This is a genomic window from Cyanobium sp. BA20m-p-22, assembly GCF_024346275.1.
Taxonomy (GTDB): Bacteria; Cyanobacteriota; Cyanobacteriia; order PCC-6307; family Cyanobiaceae; genus Cyanobium_A.
Map to the genome: position 1 here is coordinate 1 of NZ_JAGQCQ010000020.1, position 22300 is coordinate 22300.

Annotated in this window: 21 protein-coding genes and 2 tRNA genes; 13 read left to right on the plus strand and 10 right to left on the minus strand. The window is 58.0% G+C overall.

From position 1 onward, the window contains the following. Nucleotides 1-68: 68 nt before the first annotated feature. Together rpmE and prfA are read left to right on the plus strand one after the other, a co-directional pair. Nucleotides 69-368 carry a 50S ribosomal protein L31 gene (gene rpmE / locus KBZ15_RS03235; RefSeq protein ID WP_197147985.1) on the plus strand — a complete coding sequence of 100 codons (300 nt, stop codon included), beginning with the start codon at nucleotides 69-71 and terminating at the stop codon, nucleotides 366-368. An 18-nt stretch (nucleotides 369-386) separates the two neighbouring features. Further along, nucleotides 387-1484, plus strand: a complete 1098-nt coding sequence (prfA, locus tag KBZ15_RS03240) for a peptide chain release factor 1 (protein WP_255013291.1) — start codon at nucleotides 387-389, stop codon at nucleotides 1482-1484. Here prfA and KBZ15_RS03245 read toward each other — a convergent pair. Continuing rightward, nucleotides 1481-1984, minus strand: coding sequence for an HNH endonuclease (locus KBZ15_RS03245; protein WP_255013293.1), 504 nt, complete (start codon nucleotides 1982-1984; stop codon nucleotides 1481-1483). The two genes, prfA and KBZ15_RS03245, sit on opposite strands and share 4 nt — an antisense overlap. Nucleotides 1985-2034: 50 nt before the next feature. Here KBZ15_RS03245 and alr point away from each other — a divergent pair, with 50 nt between their 5' ends. Both alr and KBZ15_RS03255 read left to right on the plus strand, forming a co-directional pair. Continuing rightward, a complete protein-coding gene (alr, locus tag KBZ15_RS03250; protein ID WP_255013295.1) occupies nucleotides 2035-3252 on the plus strand; it encodes an alanine racemase in 1218 nt (405 codons plus the stop codon). An 18-nt stretch (nucleotides 3253-3270) separates the two neighbouring features. Beyond that, a tRNA-Ser gene (locus KBZ15_RS03255) sits at nucleotides 3271-3359 on the plus strand. Nucleotides 3360-4220: 861 nt separating this feature from the next. On the opposite strand, the gene KBZ15_RS03260 is transcribed toward KBZ15_RS03255, so the two are convergent. After that, entirely contained in the window at nucleotides 4221-5429 is a 1209-nt protein-coding gene (locus tag KBZ15_RS03260) for a biotin/lipoyl-binding protein (RefSeq protein ID WP_255013296.1), read from the minus strand. Nucleotides 5430-6416: 987 nt separating this feature from the next. Between KBZ15_RS03260 and KBZ15_RS03265 the strand changes: the two genes are divergently transcribed. The 3 genes from KBZ15_RS03265 (at nucleotide 6417) to KBZ15_RS03275 (ending at nucleotide 8202) form a co-directional block, all read left to right on the plus strand. After that, a complete protein-coding gene (locus KBZ15_RS03265; RefSeq protein WP_255013298.1) occupies nucleotides 6417-6764 on the plus strand; it encodes a hypothetical protein in 348 nt (115 codons plus the stop codon). Between the two features lie 149 nt (nucleotides 6765-6913). Further along, nucleotides 6914-7165, plus strand: coding sequence for a hypothetical protein (locus KBZ15_RS03270; RefSeq protein WP_255013300.1), 252 nt, complete (start codon nucleotides 6914-6916; stop codon nucleotides 7163-7165). An 869-nt stretch (nucleotides 7166-8034) separates the two neighbouring features. After that, on the plus strand, nucleotides 8035-8202 hold the full coding sequence (locus tag KBZ15_RS03275) for a hypothetical protein (RefSeq protein ID WP_255013302.1): 168 nt from the start codon (nucleotides 8035-8037) through the stop codon (nucleotides 8200-8202). A gap of 1233 nt (nucleotides 8203-9435) precedes the next feature. Here KBZ15_RS03275 and KBZ15_RS03280 read toward each other — a convergent pair. Next, on the minus strand, nucleotides 9436-9813 hold the full coding sequence (locus KBZ15_RS03280; RefSeq protein WP_255013303.1) for a hypothetical protein: 378 nt from the start codon (nucleotides 9811-9813) through the stop codon (nucleotides 9436-9438). Nucleotides 9814-10282: 469 nt separating this feature from the next. After that, entirely contained in the window at nucleotides 10283-10531 is a 249-nt protein-coding gene (locus KBZ15_RS03285; protein ID WP_255013304.1) for a hypothetical protein, read from the minus strand. A 488-nt stretch (nucleotides 10532-11019) separates the two neighbouring features. On the opposite strand from KBZ15_RS03285, the gene KBZ15_RS03290 reads away from it, so the two are divergent. Both KBZ15_RS03290 and KBZ15_RS03295 read left to right on the plus strand, forming a co-directional pair. Next, entirely contained in the window at nucleotides 11020-11580 is a 561-nt protein-coding gene (locus KBZ15_RS03290) for a hypothetical protein (protein WP_255013306.1), read from the plus strand. Between the two features lie 281 nt (nucleotides 11581-11861). Continuing rightward, entirely contained in the window at nucleotides 11862-12059 is a 198-nt protein-coding gene (locus tag KBZ15_RS03295) for an AlpA family transcriptional regulator (protein WP_255013308.1), read from the plus strand. Between the two features lie 12 nt (nucleotides 12060-12071). On the opposite strand, the gene KBZ15_RS03300 is transcribed toward KBZ15_RS03295, so the two are convergent. The 3 genes from KBZ15_RS03300 to nrdJ all read right to left on the minus strand — a co-directional run bounded on the left by KBZ15_RS03300 (nucleotide 12072) and on the right by nrdJ (nucleotide 15980). Further along, entirely contained in the window at nucleotides 12072-13295 is a 1224-nt protein-coding gene (locus tag KBZ15_RS03300) for a phage integrase central domain-containing protein (RefSeq protein WP_255013310.1), read from the minus strand. Nucleotides 13296-13458: 163 nt separating this feature from the next. After that, nucleotides 13459-13543 (minus strand) — tRNA-Ser (locus tag KBZ15_RS03305). A gap of 52 nt (nucleotides 13544-13595) precedes the next feature. Next, nucleotides 13596-15980: a ribonucleoside-triphosphate reductase, adenosylcobalamin-dependent gene (nrdJ, locus tag KBZ15_RS03310; RefSeq protein ID WP_255013312.1), complete on the minus strand. Its 2385-nt coding sequence runs from the start codon at nucleotides 15978-15980 to the stop codon at nucleotides 13596-13598. Between the two features lie 130 nt (nucleotides 15981-16110). On the opposite strand from nrdJ, the gene KBZ15_RS03315 reads away from it, so the two are divergent. Further along, complete coding sequence (locus KBZ15_RS03315) at nucleotides 16111-16791, plus strand: trans-aconitate 2-methyltransferase (RefSeq protein ID WP_255013314.1); 681 nt, start codon at nucleotides 16111-16113, stop codon at nucleotides 16789-16791. An 88-nt stretch (nucleotides 16792-16879) separates the two neighbouring features. On the opposite strand, the gene KBZ15_RS03320 is transcribed toward KBZ15_RS03315, so the two are convergent. Continuing rightward, nucleotides 16880-17842 carry an amino acid ABC transporter substrate-binding protein gene (locus KBZ15_RS03320; RefSeq protein ID WP_255013316.1) on the minus strand — a complete coding sequence of 321 codons (963 nt, stop codon included), beginning with the start codon at nucleotides 17840-17842 and terminating at the stop codon, nucleotides 16880-16882. Between the two features lie 123 nt (nucleotides 17843-17965). Between KBZ15_RS03320 and KBZ15_RS03325 the strand changes: the two genes are divergently transcribed. From KBZ15_RS03325 to KBZ15_RS03335, 3 genes are read left to right on the plus strand one after another with little or no spacing between them, the layout of a single operon-like run. Next, complete coding sequence (locus KBZ15_RS03325; protein ID WP_255013317.1) at nucleotides 17966-19606, plus strand: peptide chain release factor 3; 1641 nt, start codon at nucleotides 17966-17968, stop codon at nucleotides 19604-19606. A gap of 52 nt (nucleotides 19607-19658) precedes the next feature. Beyond that, nucleotides 19659-19898, plus strand: a complete 240-nt coding sequence (locus KBZ15_RS03330) for a hypothetical protein (protein WP_254931176.1) — start codon at nucleotides 19659-19661, stop codon at nucleotides 19896-19898. Nucleotides 19899-19953: 55 nt separating this feature from the next. Then, nucleotides 19954-20631, plus strand: a complete 678-nt coding sequence (locus KBZ15_RS03335; RefSeq protein WP_255013319.1) for a CPP1-like family protein — start codon at nucleotides 19954-19956, stop codon at nucleotides 20629-20631. Nucleotides 20632-20647: 16 nt separating this feature from the next. Here the strand turns inward: KBZ15_RS03335 and hslO are convergent, their stop codons facing one another. Both hslO and KBZ15_RS03345 read right to left on the minus strand, forming a co-directional pair. Beyond that, entirely contained in the window at nucleotides 20648-21556 is a 909-nt protein-coding gene (gene hslO / locus KBZ15_RS03340; protein ID WP_255013321.1) for an Hsp33 family molecular chaperone HslO, read from the minus strand. Further along, on the minus strand, nucleotides 21553-22221 hold the full coding sequence (locus KBZ15_RS03345; protein WP_255013323.1) for an ABC transporter ATP-binding protein: 669 nt from the start codon (nucleotides 22219-22221) through the stop codon (nucleotides 21553-21555). Before KBZ15_RS03345 ends, hslO begins: the two co-directional genes overlap by 4 nt. Between the last annotated feature and the right edge of the window lie 79 nt (nucleotides 22222-22300).

The window sequence follows — 22300 nt, forward strand, 5'->3', positions numbered from 1 at the left end:
AAAGCCCGCAAGGCGCCCCAGTTCTCCAAGCGCTGATCTCTTCCCCTCGCCAATCCCACATTTTCGTCATGCCCAAGGCTGATATCCATCCCACCTGGTATCCAGAGGCCAAGGTGATCTGCAACGGAGAGGTGGTCATGACCACCGGCTCGACCTCCCCTGAACTCCATGTTGATGTGTGGAGCGGTAACCACCCCTTCTACACCGGTACCCAGAAGATTCTCGACACCGAGGGACGGGTGGATCGCTTCATGCGCAAATACGGCATGGGTGGGGTTGACTCAGGTGCTGGTGCAACCGCTGGCGCCAAAAAAGCAGCCCCTAGCGAAACCGCTGCGGAACCTACCCCTGCAGCTCCGGAAGCCTGATACCTAGGCCTGGCCTGATTGAATCCCTCCCTGCTCCATGAGCGCCTAGAAACGGCTCGCTGCACCTTCGAGACCCTCGAACACCAGCTTGCCGATCCGGCCGTGGCATCCAACCCCAGCCAGTTGCAGGCGATTGCCCGTGAACGGTCCCGCCTCGAGCCCCTGGTGCTCGACCACCTGCAACTCCAAAAGCTCGAACGGGAAGAGCGCGAAGCCCGGGCGCTGCTGAAGCAGCACCGAGGCGACCTCGCCATGGAAGAGCTGGCCCAGGAAGAGCTCACCTGCCTGGCCGGCTCAATCGGCGCGCTCCGCGCCAAACTCACCCTGGCCCTGCTGCCCCAGGATCCGCGCGATCGACGCAGCGTGATGCTGGAGATCCGGGCCGGGGCTGGAGGGGATGAAGCCGCCATCTGGGCTGGAGACCTGGCCCGCATGTACGAGCGCTACGCGCAGAGCATGGGCTGGCGGGTGGAGCCGGTGAGTGCCTCCGAAGCCGAGCTTGGGGGGTACAAGGAATTGATCCTGGCGGTCAAGGGAGAAGGCGTATTCAGTCAGCTGAAATTCGAGGCCGGCGTGCATCGGGTGCAACGCGTGCCGGCCACCGAAGCCCAGGGCCGGGTCCACACCTCCACCGCCACGGTGGCCGTGATGCCGGAGGCGGACCCAGTTGAGGTGCAGATCGATCCCACCGAAATCGAGATCAGCACCGCCCGCTCCGGCGGGGCCGGGGGCCAGAACGTCAACAAGGTGGAAACGGCCGTGGACCTGCTGCACAAACCCACCGGCATCCGGGTGTTCTGCACCCAGGAGCGCTCCCAGCTTCAGAACCGGGAACGGGCCATGGAGATCCTGCGGGCCAAGCTCTACGAGCGCCAGCTGGCCGAAGCCAATGCCGAGCAGCGTTCCGCCAGGTTGGCCCAGGTGGGCAGCGGCGATCGCAGCGAGAAGATCCGCACCTACAACGTCAAGGACAACCGCACCACCGATCACCGCCTGGGCAAGAATTTCGCGCTTGAACCCATCCTCAATGGCCAACTGCACGACCTGATCGGCGCCTGCGTCGCCGCCGATCAGGGCCGCCAGCTCGAAGAGCTGGCGGAGCAGGTGTCCAGCTAGGCGGCCCCAATCACATATTTGGCCCACTCTCCATTGCGGCCCGCAGAGATCTGGCGAGCGGCCTCGAAGCGAAGGCTGCTGAGGGGGCGATGGGGTTTGCCCATCAGGGGCATGCCCGCTTCCCGGGGGGTGCGATTGCCCTTACGCACGTTGCAGGGCAGGCAGGCGGTGGTCACATTTTCCCAGGTGTCGAGCCCGCCCCTGCTGCGGGGCACCACATGGTCAATCGAAAGCTGGTCGGCACTGCTGCCGCAGTATTGACATCGATGGCCATCGCGATGGAAGAGGTTGCGGCGGGTGAGGGGAAGCTGTTTATAGGGAACGCGCACGTACTGACGCAGCCGAATCACGGTGGGCAGCATGGTATCTCCCCGAATCCAACGGGAAGAATCATGCTCAAGACCCTCCGCCTTCCCCTTGAGCACCATCACTAGGGCGCGTCGCCAGGTGGTGATGTTGAGGGGCTCGTAGGACGCATTCAGAACGAGAACTTGGCCCATGCCAGCACCCGTGTGAGGCGGCATGCTAGTCGCAATCTCGCCTTCGATCCGTGACCCAGGCCACCGAGGCCAGCTGGAGCGCTGAAACCGCTGAAGCCGGACTGGCCCGTCAGCGGGCCTGGGTGGAGGTGAACACCGCTGCAATCAGTGCCAATGCCCGCAGCCTCAAGCGCCAGATAGGCCCAGCAACCAGCTTGATGGCCGTGGTCAAAGCCGATGGCTACGGCCACGGCTCGGTGCCTGTGGCCAGGGCCGCCCTCTCCGGCGGAGCCAGCCAGTGCGGTGTTGCCACCCTGGCTGAGGGCATCGAACTGCGCCGGGCCGGTATCGAAGCGCCGATCCTGGTGCTGGGCAACCTGACCCAGGTCGAAGAACTGCGCAGCTGCCTGCGCTGGCAACTGATGCCAACCATCAGCGGCATGCGCGAAGCCCTGGTCTGCCAAAACCTGGCCAGCGGCCAAGGCCGGCCCATGCAGCTGCAATTGAAGCTCGACACCGGCATGGCCCGGCTGGGGGCTGACTGGCCAGAAGGCCCCAGGCTGGTGGCGGCCATTGGCGAACTGGACGCCGTGCAACTGGCCGGCCTCTACTCCCACCTGGCCAGTGCCGATGCCCCACCCACTGCGGATGATGGGCTCACCGCCCGGCAGCAGCAGCGCTTCGAAAGCGTGTTGCAAGCCCTAGGCAACCAGAACCTGGAGGGGCTCAGCTGCCACCTGGCCAACTCCGCCGCCACCCTGCGCAGCGGGGGCCTCCACTACGACCTGGTGCGAGTCGGCCTCGCCCTCTATGGCCATAGCCCCGCCCCCCACCTGGCCAGCGTCATCCCCCTGGAGCCGGCCATGGCCCTGCACGCTCGGGTGAGCCTGATCAGGGAGGTTCCCGCCGGCACCGGGGTGAGCTACGGCCACAGCTTCCACACCAGCCGGCCAAGCCGCCTCGCCGTGGTCGGCATCGGCTATGCCGATGGCGTGCCCAGACAGCTCTCGAATCAACTCGAGGTGCTCTTCCAAGGCCAGCGCATACCCCAGGTGGGGGCCATCACCATGGACCAGCTGGTGTTGGATGCCTCCGACTGCCCGGCCCTGGAATCGGGCTCGGTGGTGACCCTGCTGGGGCAGGACGGCGACCAGCAGATCCGCCCCTCCGACTGGAGCGAGCGCTGCCAAACCATCCCCTGGGAAATCCTCTGTGGGTTCAAGCACCGGCTGCCCCGACTCACCGCCGCCCAGGCCGCCTGGGAGGGGCCCACCCCCGGGGCTCACTGATAAGCTCATCAAGCCGCTGGAGAGGTGGCTGAGTGGTTGAAAGCGGCTCCCTGCTAAGGAGTTACAGGAGGCAACTCTTGTCGAGGGTTCGAATCCCTCCCTCTCCGTTTTGAACGGGTTTCTGGCGGGGTCACCCCCTCCCAAAACCTCCCAAAACCCTGATGGCGACCGAAATTGGTGGGTCAGCGGTTGTCTAATGGTGCCACACGGTACCCGCGCATGGGTGTTGGAAGTGGTGTTGGATGCCCAGTCATGTGGTGTTGGATGCCCGAATGGCAAAAAGGCAGTCCAGCACTAGATACCGGCGGGGATGCCCAATGGTTCAACGCCACCTAACCCAACCGCCACCTCCTGCCGACCAACCCACCGAGAACGCCATCGAGGCAGGTGCTCGCCCAGAGAGTCTCAGACCTGGCGCTGTTGAGAGAGGAGCAGGGCGTGAGCGACGGGGACGAAACCTCCGCCCGCTTCCTCAACCTATGGACGGGTCGAACACCGCCATAGTGCGTGTATTTCAAGAAGGCACTGGGATCGAGCGCGAGCAGGGGCAAGGTTTGTTCACAAAAAAATCCCTGGCGTGTTCGACTCCGCCAGGGACATGCTTCCCGTCGCTCATGACGACTCCCCAACGCTATTAGGCATTTACACTCAGGGCATGGGGTGATTGCCGAAGGTGTTCATGAGAACACACTCAAGGCACCTCACCCACCCTCAGGACACCACCCCCGCCTGACCTCCTGCCTTGGCACCCATTGAGAACACCGCTTGGTCAGATGCTCCCCTTGGTGAATCAGACCCTGATGAATCGGAAGGATCAGCGCGTCTTGCAGTATCCAGACCCCGCATAACTGGAACCTCCTGGGCAAGAGGTGCCGCCACTGCCACCAGCAGGGAAGAACTGCTGCCCTGGTTTGGTGGCACGGCAATACTTCCGAATCGAGAGATGAAAGCCCTAACGAATTCCAGGATCAACGCAATGGATTAAGTTCCTTAATCTTGTCAAAACCATTCTTTCCTAAAAAATCTAGTACTCCAAGCGGTTTAGACGGGGGCTTTCCGACAGTTGAATAGCGAAAACCTTCTTTTATGAGTTTAGACGTGCGGACAACGCTTATCCCATTGGCTTCACCAAGCACATCAACATCTCTGAAAGTCAGGGAAGAATCGCAGGAGAGGATGCCATCCCGACCCTGCTGCTTGACAAGCGAATAGGTCCTCACTCCTACACCACTTACAGGGGCCTTGGCGATCGAAATGTCAACATTCATACCAGGCAAGAAAGGGCGAGAGTCAGAAATGTCAAGACGAATAGGGATTGCGCTGACTTTATCGCTAGTCATAACAACGTAAGGCATGGAGCGCTCAACTTTGGCAGGGACTAGGACTTTAGGATCGGTTGTCGGGGAAACGACAATATTTACAGAGTTGACAATATCCAATACCAGAGACTCTGGAGAGTTTATGATTACTTGAAGAGTTCCGTAGATTTGCATAATGGTACTTTTGGTCGACTGGTCAGAGTCCGATGCGGAGGTCATCGGCGAGACAAAAGTACCTGGGAATGCAAATATCTGCGCGACAGTACCGTTTAAGGGGGATACGATAACCTTGCTAAACTGCTCCCTCTCAAGGACCAGAAGCTCCGACTCGGATCTTGCAAGATCAGCGCGACTCTCGAAGACCTGGGCCTCAGCATCTTCCGTGTCGGATATTGGCATAATTCCATTTTTTGAGAGTAGAAAAGCTCGTTCAGCACGCTTTTGAAGGCGGATCATTCGTTGCCTAAGCGCATACAACTCTTGCCTTTTATTCTGTATCCGTGCGTCAATATCGTGGCTATCAAAAAGGGCAACTATCTGGCCCATTTTCACACTAGATCCTTCCCTGACAAGCAATTGGGATACGCGGCCTGTTTGTTCAGATGTAAGATTAACTGAAATACTGGGACTAACCAGTCCGCTAAGATTAAGGTACTCTTGAAGGTCTAGTTTTTTGGCTACCAGACAATCCTTGCTGTAACCATTCGAAACTCCAGCTAGCAAGAATCGGTTTAAAGTGAAAATTCCAGACAGAGCGACAACAACTGTTGCCAGTACGGCCATTCTTTTATGCAGAAACGGCATAAGACGAAGCTTTTCCGCGCAGCCCATATAAGTATTTCTGATGGAAAGCGGCACCGTGAGATCAGACAAAGCCTAGGCGCTTATCAGTATAGACAGTTAAGCTTCCGATGGCTTAGACTTCAAAAGTTCACAGATGAAGCTTCTAAACATGAAGAGATGTATACCATTACTGCTGGTTTGCGCCTCTGCATTGACTGGCGAATTAAATAGCGCAAATGCTCAAGTGGCCTTCGCTGCCAGAAGTAATCCCAGTAGTCTAATCTATACTACTAAGTCAAGTGTAACTAGGGTCAATCCTCCCAAGCAAACTATTACTTCTTATATTGCACCACCCAAAAGCCCCCCGAAAAACTATGTAGCCAAACCTCTGCCCCCATCTCTTAACGTTTTTAAACTCACACCAGATCAAACAAGAAAAAACTGCACCTTGTCATTTGCTGCGGGAAAGACCTTTGCAAGATGCCCTTGGTAGCACCCCTTTGAGTGGTGTAACTCAGGAGGTCCTGTGACCCTTTCTGGAGGGTGAACAGGAGCAGTCAGAGGATGACCGCTTGGAAGCTGATTGCACAGCCCATTCATCCACTAAGAACCCTGATCGCTGAATTTGCAACTCAGCGATTGAGGTGTTCTATGTAGATCGAGGGAGGAGCTCGTGCGATTCAGCTGATGGGTTCGTCTGGCTGGGCAAAGCAGTGCTTGCTGACTATGCTCCCGTGCCAGACACAGATACCAGAGTGTTAGGCACCAAACCTAAGCACTGCTTGAACCACGACAAACCCCACCAGGGCGACCAAGGCAAGAAGTGATGGGAAACCAGTTGCGACCATACCGACTGCGCTTACGACCCCATTTCTAAAGCAAATCTGAAACGATGTCGTAGCGATACATACAGTGGAATCCACTGAGGCATCTCGCAGGTTTCTAAGCGTTATGCACCTGCTGCTCAGTTCCTTGTGCTATGATCACTGCGTTGAGGGCAAGAGGTTCATTAGAAATCCGCCCTCTCAACCACTCACCAGAAACCCACAGAGGTTCAGACCAATGCCGAACGACTTCTCCGCTATTGACCTGAGCACCATCAATGTTGCTCATGATGTCATCGTCTCCGCCATCCGCCAAAAGGTCTGCCAGTGGGAACAGGAGTCATCCGATCTTGCTACCGACGGCAACCTCACCAATGCGGTGATGGTCAAGCACTGGGCATTTTGCGCCGATATCCTCGCCTCGTCGGTAAGCACCGAGTTCACGAATCTGTTCTCCCAGGCACTCAACGCCCGCTTTGGTGATCTGACCCCCACCGCCCACCGTTCCACCGCCGATCAGGTGCTGGATGCGGTTGCTCTGGAGGTGGTCGCAACGCAGGGGGCGCCCAAACTTGTTACCACATAATGGGTATTGAGCATTCAGCACCATGTCTCCCTGATATGGTGCTATGATTGCGGTGTTGAGGAGCAAGAAATCCAAAGAGATTCGCTCCTCCAACACCTTTTCCAAGAATCCCAATAGAGGATCCCAAATGCGCTTTCTTATCGCTGCTGGTGCTGGTGGTCTTCCCCGCCAGAATCAAACCACACGCTCCAGCAGAAATGGCACACGAACACCCAGACGCACCTCAGCAATTCTCTGTGCGTTTGCCAAATGAAACGATGGGTCTTGTGACTCAGATCCAAGGATTCCGTAGACGCATCAACCAACCAACGACCTTATCGGCAATCGTGGAAGACGCTATTGACCTCTACTACGCCCGACTGGTGGAAGAAGGTGCCATTGATGACGATGATCTCTTATGACCCCACCAATCTCCCCTTCTGATCTTCAGCGGGTTATCAAGACCCTCCCGCCTGAACGCCCAGATCCATTCCCTCACCTTGCTGACCTCACGCCTGATGCACTTCTCAGCAGACGGGTAGAGGTCACAAGCACCATCAAGACCCTTGAGCAGGAGCGGCAAGTGATTGATGCTGAACTCCTGAGCACCTTTGGCGATGCCGAACTCCGCTTTGGTGTTCGTGCCCCTGGTGGATGGGTTCTCAAGCAGCGGTCACGAACCAGTTGGGAATACGACCCAGAAGTTCGGGATGCGATTAAGGGTCTTCAGGGTCAGGCACAACGGGATGGAAGAGCACAACCGCTAGTGAGCACTTATCTGTGTTTGACGCAGGAGAGCACCTAACGAGGACTCGCCAGTGTCTTATGCTATACTCAAAGCACTGAACTCCACAGAGAGTCAATCCAATGCTCAAGACATCCAGCAACGGCATTCAGGCAACCACTGCCGTCAAGTTCTCGCTGCGACCCACTGCCGAAACGCTGGCGGATCTATCAAGACCCATTGACCCGAGGCATCTGAAGACCAGAAAGCAGGGCACAGCAACCCTGACCTACTGCCCCTGGAACACCATTGCTCGCCACCTTCACCACCGTGCCCCTGGTTGGTGCTGGGAGGTTCAATCGGTTCAGGAGGTTGGCGGTGCCGTTGTCGTGACGGGGCGCCTTACCATCCCCACCGCTGATGGAGACCTGCTCCACTACTCAGCGGTGGCATCGGAACCACTGGAGTCGGCATCCAAGGCGCCTGCTGCTGAGGTTGCTGCTTCCTCCTGCTTGAGAAGGGCGGCAGCATTGGCGGGGTTGGGGTTGGAGTTGTGGGGATGAAGCGATGAGCATCAACATTGAATGGCAAGACCAAAACGGCAACTGGCATCACTACCAGACCAAGCAAAACCAGGCGGATGCTTATCGGGTTGCTCAGCGACGTGCTGAATCAACAAAAAAGCGCCATCGCCTGGTGAATGACGATGGGCGCTTGTTGGATTTGATCGGTTAGGCAGATGAACTGCTAAGGATTGCTGTGTAGATAAAACGCTTCAGCATCGTCTTGGCATTGAGTTTCCACTTGTAGTCACTGGGCGATGTGCCCAAAACAAAAGAACGGGTGCCAGACAGATATTTACCTTTGATTTTGAGGTGACCGTTGTTAATGACAGTCACCTCTCCATCAGTGGTGTATGGGCGAAGAGTATTAACTACTTCCGAGAGAAATCTTTTGACTTCTTTGTTAATGTCTAGGCGTCGACTTTACTAAACTAAGCAAAATCGATGATGTCTGCCTGATCATCGTAACAAGTTTCTTGAGAAACTTAGAAGGATCCTCTACGCTAGCGGGAAGGGTAATCATACGATATTCACAATGCTCTTTCCACTCGATGTTGCCATCAGCGTCAATAGCGACTGGAACATTGTAAGTAAAATGATATTCCCATTCAATGGGATTGACGAGTTTGTTCATAGTGCCTCCAGGGCGTAGGTTTATAAGTACTCATCCGAGCAGGTTTGGTATTAGTTATTACGGCGGTTGTTCACCGACAAGACAGCGTTTCTCCCTTTGCTTGGTTGCTGGAGTTGTTGTCGCTTGCTAAACAAGAATAACTTATTTTCGCCATCATGTCAACCCCTTGCCCACAAGATTGCTCGACAACGGACGGGCAAGTAGTGAGACCCTATGACGGCAAGAGGGAGGATCTGTCTCAGCAGGGTGTTACATGCCTATAGTAGACCTCAGTTACACCAGTGCTTCTCAAGGTTCTCGTCAGATGAGATGCCTGAAGCATTGAGATGAGTACAGGAGTATTTCGGCATACATAAGTAAGCGCCAGGATTGCGGTCGGAAAGAGAAAGCACCCCCTACTCCACTTGAGCATCTGGCACACAAGCGGGGTCTTCCTTGACGGGGGGTAACCTGCCCTCTGAGATGTGCTCTCTGTGGATTTCCCAGGAGAGTCGCTGCTTATTCGTGCCTCAGGAGGTCAGCGGCGCTGCCTTTGCTCACTTTTACGGGGATGTGAATTCCCAAAACGGCGTCACAGGAGCGAGGTGACACCCATGACCTTGGAATTGGGGTTCCGTGCTAACGCTACCTCCCTGGCCTCCTTGTAATCCCGAGCCTCCACCTCCTCATAGAACACCTTCCCAGCGACATATAGCTGTACTCGGCACTTCACAAAAGTGATCTCACTATTCAACCTATCTTAATGCCAATGAGCAGATAGGGAGAACAGCGTCAGTCAATGTCATGTGTATTTCCTTGGGCATCCGTGTAAGTACGGAATCGTCCTCGTTTACTGGGATTGTAGTTACTGGAGTATTCAACGGGATACTTCTGCCCAATGCTGGTCGTGAACTTGCCACTGTTACCCACGCCGAAAGTGCTTCGTGCTCTTGAGCGTTCTGATTTAAACTTTACATCATCCCATTTCAGTCCAAGTGACTTTCTAAGTTGACTTGCTTTTGCTTTTGCCGCCTCAAAACCTTGAATATTAGTTGCCAATACTGCTCCCGTTGAAACTCTATAAATGTAGAATGTTGAATCTTCAAACAGATTGAACCATTCTTCCAGAAGATCATAGATATCAACTGGCTCACAGGTGGCCTCCGCCAAGCGACTCCTCAGCTCCTTAAAAGTAATCATATTTCCTCCTAAATTAACTTCTTATTTTTAATCACAGCCTCAAAGTCGCTCTTTATCCTTGCTTCCAAATATTCTAATGGTGTTGAATACTTGGTCCGCTGGAGGATCTCATCAATAAACTTCTCAGTTTTTGGATTTTTAATGCTTATCACGATCTCTTCCTCTTTGTAGACACTCCCTAATTACCTTCAAGCGTCTCCTGGCATCTTCCTTTTGCTCATAGGTATAAACACCTTGTTGAGGATCAAGTGGGCTGGGGTGGAATTTTATCCTGTTTCCATGATGGGTCTCTGGATTTCTTGGATCTATTGATTTCCAGTCCTCAAATGCTGGGTCATACATCTGGTCTTTATTGAATTCTTGTGACTTTATTTTGTCCCTAAGTGTTTGAAGATAACCCGAATCTTGCAAATAACACTGAAAAAGTAGATGAACATAATCAACAAACAACATTATCTTTCTCCTTTAAGGGGAATGCTGGTCCAGTATTAAATATTTCTTCCAACCTATCGCTAAAACTTTGATATTCATCTTCAAACATGATCAATTGAAGATTCTGAATTTCTTCATTGATAAATTTATAAATTTTTCTAAGGTCAGGATCTATTCGGTATCCAGATGCCTCTACCGATTCTCTTTCCTTGTACAGATAGTCAAGCCTTGCTTGAATGAGTTTTTTATTGTTCATGATTATAGCGTAATAAATGAGTTTGGATTTTTTAATAGATTATAATTAAATCTTAAAAAATATTTGTGTAAATCACTTCTTCCCATTTTAAAATGTTTCATTAATTCATCTTCCATTTTCAATAAACCTTTTTCTGATTCCTTAAAAGAAATTTGGTATCTCAAAGGAATTTCTTTTGAATTGTCTTGAGTTCTTGTGTACATACTGATGTATCCTCTAAATACTATTGTTATTTTTTTGATAGAGTGAAGGCTTACACCATCTCTTCTACATATATTTATTTAGCATTTAAAATTGAATTTTTCAATCTTTCGTCAAGAGAGGCTCTAAGTTACTCTAGAGATTACTTAAGAATACTAAAGAATTAATGTTACCCATGACTCTGTTATTTAGACAAGAAAGATTGAATATCGTATTGCTGTTAGCATTCCGTAACATTTGACAGCATAGATTAGTTAATGTATAATGATTAAAGACGTAAAAATAATATGAAAGGGAAAAACTACTCTTACTCAGATGCCAAAGGATCTTATGGGATAGAGGTCAATATCACACCACATATGCTTCATCAGATCAAAGAAATTGATAAGCAGTATCTTGCAGGAATTCTGAAGGACCAAGAATATTCAAGAGTTCACCCAAGCAGTTGGGTGGGCAAGTGCCCCTTTTGCTCTTCCACGAAAAAAAGAAATTCTCAGGTCCCCTACCAGCCTGCATACCTCAACCCAAACAACATGGGGTATGTGTTTCACTGTTGCTCCTGTATGACCTCTACAACGGCCTACAAGCTGCTTCTGGCTGTTAGGGGTAATTCGGTAGCCGAAGAGTATTTGGAGGCTCGCTGGAGGGCAGGTGAGCTGGCTGGTGGAGGTTTCAATTGTCCACTGCCTCAGAGTGTTCGTGAACAGTTGCTGAGCGAAAAGGAACAGCGAAAAACAGCTCACAAAAATGAATATGAGCTGAGGAAAGCCAGAAACTACATTGCCAAGTATGGGAGGATGCCGAATGGGCAGATCTTCACAGAATTGAATCTAAAAGATGAGGAGTAAAAATCCATTGGCTTACCTGACTCAGTTCAACTTGCTCACCGTGAGAAGTTGAACGATTACTCATCTCCATTGAATGGGAAGGCTTCACCTATCTCGGGGTCAATCTCCCAGGGGAATGGGATGTAGGACTCCATTGTGACTGGTTTGGGGAGCTAATTGGTGATCTTTTTGTCACCAACCTTCTGACAAGAGACCATTCAACCAACAGCACATGCCAGTCATAATGCTTGACAAATAAACCAAATTGGTGTAAAATAATATGACTCATTTGTACCAATATCATGAATAAACTTCAACACAAGCTACTTCGTCTTCCTGAGGTCAAGTCCACAACTGGGCTCTCTAAATCCTCAATTTATGCTCGCATCTCTGAGGGCACCTTTCCAAAGCAGATTCCTCTTGGACCACGCCTCGTGGTCTGGGTGGAAGCTGATATTCAAAAATGGATTTCTGAGCAGATTTCAACAGCCAAAGGATGACAGCAACCTTAACTACTGTTTCTTAGTATCCAGTAAGTCCGCCCACTGCTGCATCATTGCCACTCGCTCATCCCAATACTCAGCACGGTTGTAGGCAGCAGTGACCTTATTCTTCTCAATGTGTGCTAGCTGCCGATCCACAACCCTCAGATCAATTTTCAATCGTTCCTGGATGTTGGTTAGTGCAAGTGATCTGAATCCATGGCCGCACATTCGTCCATCAAACCCCATTCGTTTCAACGCCATATTTAGCGTATTATTGCTAATGTATCCAGTACTGGTCCTGATGCTCTTAAAAATCAAACCGTCAGGCCCCGTGACCATATGAATTGACCTCAGCACCTCTAATGCTTGTTTTGACAGCGGAACCAAGTGCTCTTTTCTGGATCCACGTTTCCCCTTCATTCGTTCTGCTGGTATGGTCCAGACTTCCTGCTCCCAGTTAATTTCATTCCAGTCCGCAGCAATCAATTCTGTAGTTCTCACAAAGGTCAGCATCAACATTCGTAGCCCATCAAGCGTCAAGTTTTCTGCACCCCCAGGATTTGCTTTCATCTTCTCCAGTAACTCAGGTACTTCATCCCACGAGATAGAAGGAAAGTGCTCCACCGTCTGTTTCACTGGGGCGTGACGCTTCAATGACAAGGCCGGGTTGAATGGGCATAAACCCAGTGCTGATGCGTAGTCAAAGACCTGAGAGATAACACCAAGAGTTCGCTTCGCCTGTTCCGGTGAACCACGCTTTTCAATCGCCCTAAGCACTCCAAGGCAATCTTGAGTGGTGAGGTCCTTAATTGGCACTGACCCAATAGAAGGGAGGACGTCTTTTTGGAGTTTGAGCAGAACGTCACTTGCGTGACGGACGCTCCAGGTCCCTGCTGCCTTGATACTTTGCCATTCCAGAGCAATGCTCTCAAACGTGCTGAGTGCCTTCTGAGCAGCAAAGCGTTCTACCTTCTCCTGTCTTTTGGCGGTGCAGGGGTTTATGTGCTCGCCAAGCATCAGCCGTTTCTGTTCATCCCTGATCTGTCGTGCCTTCTTCAAGGAGACCTTGGGGTAAGGACCGATGCGGTAGTCCTGCTGTTTGCCGTCCTTGGTCGGAGGATAACGGTGACGCCAAATCCAGTATTTACCGCCAGCGGGGTCTACCTCCAGCAGAAGACCCCCGCCATCTGAAATGCGTCGTCTGCTATGGCCTGATTTTTCTGCCTTGACCTGAGCGTCGGTTAAGGGCAAAACTCAATACACCAACATCTCAAAAGCTTACACCAACATCTACACCAACACTTTCAATGCACTACCTGGTATCCAGTGAGACTGGCCTGGACTTTGCGTTCCCAGAAACTCAGTCATGGCTTGGTTTCTGGAGTCTTGGGGACGTCTCAATACCTTGTTTCAACGGAGAGGGTGGGATTCGAACCCACGGAGGCTTTCACCTCGCCGGTTTTCAAGACCGGAGCCATCGACCACTCGACCACCTCTCCAGGGGTTGGTTGCGGCATTGCCCAACCAAGCCCCATGATCCCATGGGCTGGCCTAGTTGGCGGGTTTAGCCAGCGGCAGTAAGCATTTGTCGGAGTCGCAGCCCGCCGGGCCCGCTTCCACCAGCTCACCACGGTCGTAGCGCTGCAGGGCTTCGAAGAAGCATTCCACCCGCCTCCGGGCGCATACCTCCTCGTTCATGCGCAGGTAGGTGGCCTGATCAATCGGTTCGAAGGGGAGCCGTGGGAAGGTGGCGTTGGCATCGAAGCGGGCCAGCAGGGCTGCGGAGATGTAGCCCTGGCCCTGGGCGATCGCCTGGTGGATGGCATCGGCCAGGGGCTCGATCTCGTGCTCGCGAAATTCGACGGTGGCTGAGGTGTTGTGGGCTGTGTAGTGCTTCTGCACCTGCATGTAGAAGTCAAACTGGGCAAGGGCGGAGAAGTTGTTGATCTCCACCGCATCGGCGCCGGGGATGTTGGCCCAGCTCACCTCGGTAGGGATCTCCACCAGCCATTCGGTGCAGCGAGGATCAAATGGGTCATTCAGCAGGCGCCCCTGCTCGTCCTTGTCGCTCTGGGAAGGCACGATCGTGTAGCCGTAGTCCATGCAGGCCAGGGCCACTGGATCGTTCTTGCGGAAGGTGATGCGGCGGATGAAGCGCTGGGCCTTGGGGGGGTGCCAGCCGGGGGAGGCGCCGGTGAGCAGGCTCTTGGTGCCTGCAGGCTGCACGGTGGTGCAGCGGTTGGGGCGGCGCAGGCCGTGGCGATCGCAGTAGTCCCACACCGCCGTATCGACAATCTGTTTCCAGCGGCCCAGGTAGGCGGCCTCCTGGGCCTTGTAGGAGAGGCCCGCTTCGCTGTCGGGCCGGCCCGCTTCCCACCACTTCAGCCAGGGCGTGCCGAAGGCGTGCACAAAGAAGTCAAATAGGCCCGTGAAGCTCACCCCCACGATCGGATCCCAGGCGCGGCTCTGGCGGTAGCGCTCCACCTCAAAGCGGTGGTTGAGCAGGCAGGCCACAGCCAGCCCGGCGGCGGTGAAGGCCTCCTCCTGGCCCGTCAGGTCGGCCGGATCGATCTGGTTGAGGTGGATTTCGGCCAGGTTGCAGTGAAAATCGGCGCCGAGGATTTCGCCGCAGGGATTGAGGCCATAGCGGCCGAGACGGTGCTCCAGCTCGGCGGCGCTGATCTCCGGGTGGTGGGTGGTGAGCCAGCGGCCGGCCTGCTCCCGGCCCTGGTCGCAGTAGATATCGATGAATTCGCTCCGCAGCTCCGGGGTGCTGAGCAGGTCTGCATTGGAGCGGGCGATCGCTTCAGGAGCGAACTGGATGGCGCCCTCCCCGCTCTGGAACTGCTGGTTGACGGCCTCCAGCACCGTGGCCCGATCGGGACGGCTGTGGAAGACCCGGGTGTGGTTCGCCATGCGCAGGGCATCGCGCTCGGGATCGATGCTCCAGTTGCCCTCGCCATCCTGTTGCCAGAGGTTTTCCTTGGCGCCAGCGGCGGAATTGTCTTCGGCGCAGAACTGGCGCATGCCGGCACTGCGGCGGATGTTGCCGGCCACGATCGTGACGGCGGCCTCATCGATCAATAGGCAGCACTCCACCGAGGTGAGTTGTCGGCCCTGGGCCCTGCCCAGGATCTGGGCCACGCGGCCATAGAGGTCTTTGAGCTTCACCGGATTGGCCATCCCACCGAAACCCTTGAGGGTTTCGCCCACGGGCCGCACGTCGGAGAGATCGACACTGATCTCAATCGGGCTGGTGGCGTCAAAGCGCTCGTCGCTGCAGAGGCTGAGCAGCAGTTGATAGCTGTCCACCCAGCCGCGGCGGGTGTCACCCACCTTGATCGCCACTTTGTTGCCGCTGATGCTGTGGCTGGTGTGCTCCTGGCGCGCTCCCGCGGGCGTGGCGCCGATGTCGGTGACGCCGGTGATGCTGAGTTGGTTGCGCACCGCCGGCAACCTATTAATCAGGTGGGGCTCAATGATGGCGCCGGTGCCGCAGCCCATCATCGCCAGGTCCATCATCAGCCCGAAGGCTTCCCAGTCCACCAGGTTGGTGGAGGTGCAGTTGTAGGCCCCGGAGAAGTTCTGCTGCTGCTCGATCCACTCGGTGCCGCCGATCCACAGCCAGCGGCCCGAGGGCAGGGCTTTCTGTTGCTGCTGCATGCGGCGCAGCAGGGAAACTTCAGCCCCATCGAGATCGCCCAGGCGGCGCAGGCCCTCGAGGTTGCGCTCGGCCACCTGGTGCCAGCTCTCGCGACCGCTCTCGGTCTTGCGGCTGTACGTGCGATAGAAAACCGGATTGGCCGCCGGGGCGGTTGCCGGGAAGTCGTGGGCCTCTCCCGCCGGGCTGCCGGCAGCACCGGCAAAAGCCTTCTCAGCTGCGGCTTTATCCCTTGCCTCACTGGCGGCTGGCGGCGGTGTAGCGGAGAGGGTCACTGGCGGCACTGCCCAACAATGAGTCGAACCTTAACGCCACCAATGGGGTGTGCAAGCGGCCGATGCCACTACCGGCGGTGGCCTGCCAGGGCCGGCCACACTGGGCTCCTGTAGGTGGCGGGCTGGGCAGATGGCGTTGGAGCGAACCCCTGAGCCCGAGTTGATGGATGACCTTGAGCAGGTGCGGGCCTATGCCGCAGCCGACTTCAACGACTCTGACCAGGCCATGTGCGAGCGGCTGGCGGAGCTCTGTGGAGGGGATCCCGGCCCGCGGCTGGTGGACCTGGGCTGCGGCCCCGGCAACATCACTTTCCACCTGGCCCGGCGCTGGACCGATGCCGCGGTGCTTGGGCTAGATGGGGCGCCGCAGATGTTGGCCGTGGCCCGCAAGCGGGCGGCGATCGAACCGGAGCTGGCCGGCCGATTGCTGTTTGAGCAGGCCTTGTTGCCCCTCGTGGATCCGGGCGAGTGGGAGGGAGCTTTCTCAATGGTGGTGAGCAACAGCCTGTTGCACCACCTGCACGAACCGGCGGTGCTCTGGCAGGCGGTGGCCCAGCTGGCTGCCCCGGGGGCCTTTGTGTACATCCAAGACCTGCGCCGTCCTTCCAGTGCCGAGGCGGTGGAGGCGCTGGTGGTTTCCCAGACGGAGGGAGCGCCCGAGGTGCTGCGCCGCGACTACCGCGTTTCTCTACATGCGGCCTTCACGGTGGCGGAGGTGGAGCAGCAGCTGCAGCACGCCGGACTGGGCGCCCAGCTCCAAGTGGCGCCGCGACAGGAGCGCTACCTGGAGGTGTGGGGGCGGCTTGGTTAGGCATGGTCTTGATCGATCGATCCCAAATAGCCAACCAGCGACGTTCAAGTGATTCCTTAGCGATCGGACGCGCACCGCTCTGCGCTGTTCAGCGGAACGGCGGCGCCTGCATCCAACCCCCAGCATCGACCAGCCGATGCCGATCCCGCGGCAATCCAAGTCGGCTTCGGGGCCCCAGATGGCGCTCAAACAGTTCGCCATAGTTTCCGACCGCAGCTACCGCTCTGGCGCCGAAATCGGCGGGCAGCTCCAGGGGGAGGCCAAGGTCGGCCCCGACTCCCAGAAATCGGCGCTGCTCAAGCCGGCGCGGATCGCGGCGGGCTGCGGCCGCCTCCGCCTTCAGATTGTCCTGGCTCAGGCCTAGCTCCTCTGCCCTGATCAGGGCGTAGATAATCCAGCGCACTGCATCGGCCCAGCCTGGGTCTGTCTGGCGGGTGGCCGGGGCCAGGGGTTCCTTGCTCAGTTCCTCCTTCAGCAGCACATGCGCCTGCGGAAGGCGGAAGCTGCTGCGGCGGGCAGCTAGCAGGGCCCGGCCGCTGGTCACGGCTGGGCAGCGGCCCTGCAGGTAGGCGGTGAAGCTCTGGTCGTGGGTCTGGAATTTGAGTGGGATGAGGTTGATCTGATTACGCCGTCCCCAGTCCGCCAGGTTTTGCTCCGTTGTGGTGCCAGTCACTACGCAGATGGGTTGGCCGGCAAGATCTGCGGCCGAGCGGACACCGCTATCAATCGGCACCAGTAAGGCCTGGCTGTCGTAGTACACGATGGGCCCGAAGCTGACGGCGTTCCCCCCTGCCGCATCGCGGCTCAGGCTGATCGAAGTGTTTCGGGCCAGGAGATCCACCTCGCCGCTCGCCAGTGCTGCGAACCGCTCGGCGGCACTGAGGTGCACGAAGCGCACCCGCTCCCCATCACCCAGCAGGGCGGCCGCCACGGCCCGGCAGAGGTCTGCATCGAGTCCCTGCTCCCGGTTGCTGGGGCCCAGCCAACTGAACCCCGGCATCGTGCCCTCCACACCGCAGATCAGTTCTCCCCGGGAACGGATTAGCGCCATCGTTGGGCTGCCCCTTTGGCTGACCGGAGCGGTGCAGCCTGAGCCTGCCAGGGCCATCGCCAGAAGGAGGATGGGAGCGAGCCAGCGCGGCCTGGCCTGGCTCTTGCCTGTCAGGCTGGTCTGATGACCACCAGCACCACCACCTCCCCCGAACTGCAGGCCCTGGCTGAGGCCGTGGCCCGCCGCCGCAATTTTGCAATCATCTCCCACCCGGACGCCGGCAAGACCACCCTCACCGAGAAGCTGCTGCTCTACGGCGGGGCGATTCAACAGGCCGGGGCGGTGAAGGCCAAGGGGGAGCAGCGCAAGGTGACCTCCGACTGGATGGAGCTCGAGAAGCAGAGGGGCATCTCGATCACCTCCACCGTGCTGCAGTTTGACTATGCGGGCAACACGATCAACCTGCTCGACACCCCCGGCCACCAGGACTTCTCGGAAGACACCTACCGCACCCTGGCCGCCGCCGACAACGCGGTGATGCTCGAGGACGCCGCCAAGGGCCTCGAACCCCAGACCCGCAAGCTCTTCGAGGTCTGCCGGATGCGCCAGATCCCGATCTTCACCTTCATCAACAAGATGGACCGGCCGGGGCGGGAGCCCCTCGAGTTGCTCGATGAGATCGAGCAACAGCTGGGCCTGGCCTGCTGGCCGGTCAACTGGCCGATCGGCAGTGGCGACCGCTTTCGCGGTGTGATTGATCGGCGCAGCCACAACCTGATCCTGTTTCAACGGGCCGAGCGCGGCCGGGCCAGTGAGGAGAAAACCCTTTCGGTGCAGCAAGCCCGCGAAACAGGGGCTGTGGAAGCGGAACTCCTGGATCAGGCCCTCGAGGAATTGGAGTTGCTGGAGGGGGCCGGTGCCGACCTCGACCTGGAGCTGGTGCACGGCGGTGAACTCTCTCCTGTTTTCTTTGGTTCGGCGATGACCAATTTCGGCGTACGGCCGTTCCTCGATGCCTTTCTGGAGCTGGCCCAGCGGCCCGCGGCCCGGCCCAGCAGCGCCGGGGTGATCGAGCCGATCCGGCCGGGCTTCAGCGGTTTTGTGTTCAAGCTGCAGGCCAACATGGATCCCCGCCACCGCGACCGGGTGGCCTTCGTGCGGGTGTGCAGCGGCAAGTTTGAGAAGGACATGACGGTGCAGCACGCCCGCACCGGCAGGGCGATCCGCCTGTCGCGGCCGCAGAAACTCTTCGGCCAGGACAGGGAGGTGGTGGACGACGCCTACCCCGGCGATGTGATCGGCCTCAACAACCCGGGCATGTTCGCCATCGGCGACACCCTCTATGTGGGCCCGCGCATCGAATATGAGGGCATTCCCTGCTTCACCCCCGAACTGTTCGCCTGGTTGCGCAATCCCAACCCCTCGGCATTTAAGAGTTTCCGCAAGGGGGTCAATGAACTGCGGGAGGAGGGGGCAGTGCAGATCCTCTACGACATCGACGAGAGCAAGCGCGATCCGATCCTGGCGGCGGTGGGCCAGCTGCAGCTCGAGGTGGTCCAATACCGCCTCGAACATGAATATGGCGTGCAGACGCGCCTTGAGCCCCTCGGCTTCACCGTTGCCCGCTGGGTGCTGGGAGGCTGGCCGGCGCTGGAGCAGGTGGGGCGGATCTTCAACTGCAAGACCGTGCGCGATGCCTGGAACCGGCCCGTGCTGCTGTTCAAGAACGACTGGAACCTGGGCCAGCTGCGCGACGACCATCCCGACCTGGAGCTCAGCGGTGTGGCCCCGGTGGTGAGTGGGGTGGAGCCGATCGCCCTCTAGCCACGCAGGGCAGCCACGCGCGCCAGAATAAAAGTAACGAACCATCACAGCGATGCCGAAGCCACTCTGGCTGGTGCGTCCCCGCCCGGACGGGGGCTGCGATTACGTTAGTTTCCTGCCAGCCCAGGGGCCCATCGGCGCCACCACGGTGGAGATGCGGGAAGGCAGCCACATGCCGCCCCAGCTGCCCCTGCTCAAGCACCGCAAGAGGCTGGGCGCCGAGGAGGCCGAACGCTGCCGCCGCAAGCTGCAACAGGAGGCCGGGTTTTACTGCAGTGAACCGCTGTTTTAGCCAGGCCTCGATACGCTTCCTACTGGGAACGTTCTGACCATTCCCCAGGCCTGTTATGTCCCAACGCTCCGATCAGCCCACCCCGGCCGCCGAATCCTCCGGCCCCTACGAGCGGCTGGGCGTTGCAGCCGATGCGAGCTTCGATGAGGTGCAGGCAGCCAAGCTGGCCCGACTCGATGAGGTGGGCGATGACTCCATGGCCCGCTCCCGGATTGAGGCCGCCTACGACTCCGTATTGATGGAGAGGCTCAAGGCCCGCCAACAGGGTCGGGTAAGCACGGCCGCCAAGACGGCCTCCCAGCGCGAACAGGTGGCGCCACCACCACCGCGCCTGGCCGTGCCCTCCCTGCCCCAGCTGCAGTTGCCCCGGATGGCCGCCCCCCGGCTGGCCCTGCCAGGCCTGGCCCTGGCAAGTGGCCGGGAGCTCTGGTTTCCGTTGGCCAGTGCCGCAGTCTTGCTGCTGCTGTTGCTGCTGGTACCCAGCTTCCCTGCCGATCTCGTGCTGGCCTTGGCGACGGCCATGGCCGTGATCAACCTGCAGTGGCGCCATCGGCGCTTCCTGGCGGCCGTTGGCTGGGGATTTGGCCTGCTCTGCTTGGGCCTGCTGCTCGGCGCGATCCTCACCGCCGCCCTGCCGGCCAGCCTGCCCCTGGGGCTCCCCCTGAGCCCCCTGCAGGTGCAGAGCCTGCCGGACCTATTGGTGTTGCTGCTAGGGGCCCTATGGCTGGGTTGAGCTAGTCCTGGCTGAGCTAGGCCAATTCCGCAATCAGTTCGCTGAGTTCAGCCGCGACTACCGCGTAGACGGCGCTGCAGAAGTGGCAGGTGAGTTCGGCCCGGCCGTCCTCCGCCAGCATCTCGCTGAGCTCATCGCGGCCCAGCAGTTTGAGGGCACTGACGCTGCGCTCGCGGCTGCAGCGGCAGTGGAAGCGCACCGGCGTGCAGCCCGTGGCGGCCTCGAGGGGCTGGGGGTCGAGGTCGGGAAAGATCGCTTCCAGCAGGCCCTGCAGATTGCCCTGACACTCCGCCAGCCGCTGGCTGAAGTGGCGCACTTCCCGGCAGCGCTCCTCCAGCAGGGCCACCAGGGCCGGCTCGTGGGCCGCCTTGGGCAGCACCTGAACCAGCACGCCGCCACAACAGCGCACGCCGTTGCTGTCTATTTGCTCGCCGACGAACACTGCTGAGGGGGTCTGCTCGGAGTGCAGCAGGTAGGAGGCGAGATCGTCGCCGATGCCGCCGCTCACCAGTTCCACCGTGGAGCTGAATGGCTCGCCTTCGCCCAGGTCGCGCACCACGTGCAGGTAGCCGGTGCCGCAGGCGCTGCGGAAGTCGAAGTGGGCCAGGCCGTCGGGGCCCGTCACCGGGTCCAGCTCCAGGGCCGGGTTGCCCACATAGCCGCGCACGGTGCCGTTGCGGCCCGCATCCACCATCAGCCCCCGCAATGGGCCATCCGACTGGATGCGCAGGTTGACGCGGCCATGGGCCACCTTCATCGAGCTGGCCAGCAGGAGCCCGGCCGTCATGGCGCGGCCCAGCAGGGCACTGGTGAGGTAGGAGAGCCCATGGCGCTCGCGGGCGATGCGACTGGTGTGGCCGCTGCTCACCGCCACCAGCCGAATGCCGCCTCCGGCGGCGGTAGCCCTCAGCAGCTGGTCGCTCAAGGCTTGCCTCCCGGGGATGGGGCCATCGTAGGAATTCGGCAGAGCGACTCCAGCACGCCCTGCTCCAGCCGCCAGCCCCCGTTGATCACCCCCCCGAACAACTCGGGTTCATGGGTCACCACCAGCACGGCCCTCTCCCGGGCGAGGCCTGCCAGCAACTGGAGGATTTCGCCCCGCACCGCCCAGTCGAGGCCTGCGGTGGGTTCATCCAGCAGCAGCACCCTGGGGTTGCGCAGCAGCTGCACCGCAAGGGCCAGCCGCCGCTGCTGGCCGCCGCTGAGTTGCTCAGGCGGCTGCTGCAGCGAAAGCCCCCCCAAGCCAACCTGCACCAGGGTTTTTTCCGCCTCCTCGGCCGTGAGTCGCCGCTGGCCGAGTTTGAGCTCCTGGCCCACGCTCAGCCCGAGGAAGTGGCGCTCCGGGAATTGAAACACCAGCCCACAGAGCCAGCGCCGCTGACCTGCATTGAGGGCCTCCCCCTCCCACAGCACCTGGCCGCTGCTGGGTTCGGCCAGACCGGCTATCAGTTCGAGCAGGGTGGTCTTGCCACTGCCACTGCCGCCGGCCACCAGGGCTGGCTGTCCCACCGCCAGCTGCAGGCTGACCCCGCGCAACACTGGCTGGGCCGCGGTGGCCGCCTGATAGCAGAGGTTGCGCAGTTCAAGCATCGACCCAGCATGCCGGCGGGCGTGTTTGATGGGGGCAGTTTTCTCGCCTTTTCCCCTTGCCATGGAGGTGCGCTTCCGC

Bases quoted from the DNA above. Each gene is read 5' to 3' on its own strand.
- KBZ15_RS03325 (WP_255013317.1), top strand. From the start codon at position 17,966: ATGACCACCAGCACCACCACCTCCCCCGAACTGCAGGCCCTGGCTGAG.
- KBZ15_RS03335 (WP_255013319.1), top strand. From the start codon at position 19,954: ATGTCCCAACGCTCCGATCAGCCCACCCCGGCCGCCGAATCCTCCGGC.
- KBZ15_RS03345 (WP_255013323.1), bottom strand. From the start codon at position 22,221: ATGCTTGAACTGCGCAACCTCTGCTATCAGGCGGCCACCGCGGCCCAG.
- rpmE (WP_197147985.1), top strand. From the start codon at position 69: ATGCCCAAGGCTGATATCCATCCCACCTGGTATCCAGAGGCCAAGGTG.
- KBZ15_RS03320 (WP_255013316.1), bottom strand. From the start codon at position 17,842: ATGGCGCTAATCCGTTCCCGGGGAGAACTGATCTGCGGTGTGGAGGGC.
- KBZ15_RS03275 (WP_255013302.1), top strand. From the start codon at position 8,035: ATGAGCATCAACATTGAATGGCAAGACCAAAACGGCAACTGGCATCAC.
- KBZ15_RS03285 (WP_255013304.1), bottom strand. From the start codon at position 10,531: ATGAACAATAAAAAACTCATTCAAGCAAGGCTTGACTATCTGTACAAG.
- KBZ15_RS03315 (WP_255013314.1), top strand. From the start codon at position 16,111: ATGGCGTTGGAGCGAACCCCTGAGCCCGAGTTGATGGATGACCTTGAG.
- KBZ15_RS03295 (WP_255013308.1), top strand. From the start codon at position 11,862: ATGAATAAACTTCAACACAAGCTACTTCGTCTTCCTGAGGTCAAGTCC.
- KBZ15_RS03290 (WP_255013306.1), top strand. From the start codon at position 11,020: ATGAAAGGGAAAAACTACTCTTACTCAGATGCCAAAGGATCTTATGGG.
- KBZ15_RS03265 (WP_255013298.1), top strand. From the start codon at position 6,417: ATGCCGAACGACTTCTCCGCTATTGACCTGAGCACCATCAATGTTGCT.
- KBZ15_RS03245 (WP_255013293.1), bottom strand. From the start codon at position 1,984: ATGGGCCAAGTTCTCGTTCTGAATGCGTCCTACGAGCCCCTCAACATC.
- KBZ15_RS03330 (WP_254931176.1), top strand. From the start codon at position 19,659: ATGCCGAAGCCACTCTGGCTGGTGCGTCCCCGCCCGGACGGGGGCTGC.